Annotated in this window: 2 protein-coding genes; both read right to left on the reverse strand. The window is 63.4% G+C overall.

Annotated features, from left to right (window positions below; translation table 11 throughout):
- On the reverse strand, nucleotides 1-1183 hold a 1183-nt coding region (locus FNX44_RS25945; RefSeq protein WP_143651414.1), incomplete at its 3' end, for a hypothetical protein.
- A 159-nt stretch (nucleotides 1184-1342) separates the two neighbouring features.
- Nucleotides 1343-2512, reverse strand: a complete 1170-nt coding sequence (locus FNX44_RS25950) for a hypothetical protein (protein WP_143651415.1) — start codon at nucleotides 2510-2512, stop codon at nucleotides 1343-1345.
- Between the last annotated feature and the right edge of the window lie 59 nt (nucleotides 2513-2571).

Here is a 2571-nt window from a genome sequence, read left to right on the forward strand (position 1 = left end):
CGTCCGGAAGGTTTCCGTCGGCGTCGAGGATGCCGCTGGGAGGGGTGGTGGCGCGGGGGGTGTGGCCGAGGCGGCCGACGCTGAGGCCGATGGCAACGAGAAAGGCGCCTCCCATGAGAGGTACGCCACCTGCCTCCTCCTGGAAGTCGCCCCAGAGCCCGAGGAAACCGCTGGCGAGAAGGGCGGTCGCCGCAGCGAAGTAGTACAGCGCGGGCCGTCGGGTGGTTCTGGCGCGGAGTACTGACACGTCGACTGGTCTGACTGGCTGCTCGAGGCCAGGCCGAACTGTCACCTCGACACCGTCGGGCACATTGGTCTGCCCGTTGTCCTGCGTCCAACCCCGGAGGTAGCGGCCGTCGCCCAGGACAAGAACGGCCGGGACAGACGTGCGTGTCATCGGCTCGTTCGCAGGTACCCAGTACAGCCAACCTTCCCGTCCGGCGAGGACGTCCGAGACGACCAGGGGGTCGGCGCGGCGATCGAGGAACAGCGAGCGCTCACCGCCCGCAGCCAGGAGGCAGAGGCCCCCGGACTTGTAGGGGCTGAGAGCGGGTTCGGACGCCGCGTACTCGGCATGGGCGTTCAAGGAGTGATCGACGGAGTATGCGGCGTCGACCTGTGCCGATTCGGGGTTCCGGCCGAATCGATCACTCACGACAACGGGAAGCGCGTGACCTCCACCGGACGTCAACACCCGGCCGATCTTCTTGACCGCCTTGCGGTGATCCTTGAGTGCGAAGTAGCCGATGACCGCTGCCCAGATCAAGGAATTCGGTACACCGAAGCCTCCCATCTCCGAAAATGCGCCTGGAGAGTCTGCGGCGACGTCGGCCGGGGTCGCGGTGGAACCGTGGACTCCAAGCATGACAGGTAGGCAGAGGAGGCAGGTGAACCAGAAGATGAACTGGGCGTGCGGATGGTATGCGATGGGCCACCCGTGGTCGACCACGTAAAAGCCAACGGGTTGAGGCCTTCGCGGGGCGACGGCTAGAGAGACCGTCTCTCCGCATACACGCCGGTCCGCAGCTTCTCTCAGCCAGAAGCCAAGCGCGATGATGGCGAGACATGCGAGTAGATCCAAGCGGGCCGTCGAATAGTCGGCCGACACGATCTGTCGCGCCAGCATTGCGGCCAATCCGGCCCAGATCGCAGTGCCGGCCACGGTGCGGAGTGCTCTGTTCACCCCTGCCCCTCCTTGTCTCGCCTGATCAGGTATCACTGTCGCCTCGAGAACAGATTTAATCCGTCTGGTCGCGCGTGTCTGTTTTTGGAGGAGTTGAGGCAGGCTGTACTCGGTGCGATGGGGCGCAGTGGTTTGAACGTGTATAGCTTCATCTAGCGTCTATACGGCCTTGTGGTCGTAGCTCTTTCCTGGTACTGGGAAGTCGCGGATGGCGCGGATCTGCTGCTCCAGGTGCTCAGTTCCCGTCTGTCGTATCGCGTTGAGAGTGACGAAGAGGCCGAGTAGCGCCGTCTCGGCAGACTGGTGCAGCGAGATGATTCGGACCACCTTGTACGCAATGGCCGCCATGAGCGCAGCTGCGGCAGGAGCGCCCACCACGGACGCGGCTGCCTTCGATGCGAGGATCATTTCGAGTGCGATGATCAGGGCAAGGTCGACGATCAGCGATACGACCGCCTTGAGGTGGTTCACGAAGCCCGCGATCTGTTCGGCGATCTTGTTGTAATGGGAGTAGAGCGTACTGAATGCCTCTTCGGCTTCCTTCAGTTTGCTTGTGAGTGAGTCGAAGTAGTGCCATGCGGAGTCGGCTGCATTCCCGTTCCAGCTGACGCTCAGGGCGTTGTTGCCAGTGCTGAGGTTGGTCGATACGTTCGAACAGAACGTCGCAAGGCTCTCCCAGCCTTTGGCGCACTCCTCGAAGCTTTCCCAGTCGCCGGTCACCCAATGCGCCATCTCATCCAGAAGATTTCGGTTGGTGAAGATGTAGATGATTTCGTTCACCCACATCGTGGGGCTGAAGAAGTCGAGGACGTTGCCGACCGACTCGCGGAGCGCTGCCAGGCCGCTTTCGTTCAGGGCATCTGTCATCGCGTCCTGTCGGTGTTGTAGATCCAGTCGTTCCCTGAACGTGTAGTCGCCTCGGCGGTCGAAGGCGGCGAGGGGGTCCTCGGCGTCGAGGATGAGTTTGTTGCTTGCGGCGGCTTCGGTGACGCCGGGTTGTGGGGGAGCGCTGCGCTTGCTCGCGGGGTAGGTGGAGTCGAGCGCGGCGGCCTCTTTGTCGTCGGTCTCGGCGTAGTACTTCGATGAGCGCTCGAGTTCGGCGGCGGAGGCGGCGAGCGCTCGGCGGTAGGCCTTGAGCGCGGTGCCCGCCTTCTCCCGCTGTTCTTCGTGGAGTTCGGTGACCGCGCCCCAGAGTTTGCTCATCGCCGCGGAGGTGCGCAGTTCGGGGAGTTTGTCCAGGAACGCCTTCGCTTGTTGGGTGTGTCCGGCGGCGCGTTCGACCATGACGCCGTAGTCGCGGATGTCCGGCGGGTAGACCTTGAAACTCACTGAATGCTTCCCGTGGAGGTGGGCGGACGGTGGCGGGCGGGTGTGGTCAGTAGAGGGAC

It is taken from the genome of Streptomyces alkaliterrae (genome assembly GCF_007097205.2).
GTDB classification, from domain to species: domain Bacteria; phylum Actinomycetota; class Actinomycetes; order Streptomycetales; family Streptomycetaceae; genus Streptomyces; species Streptomyces alkaliterrae.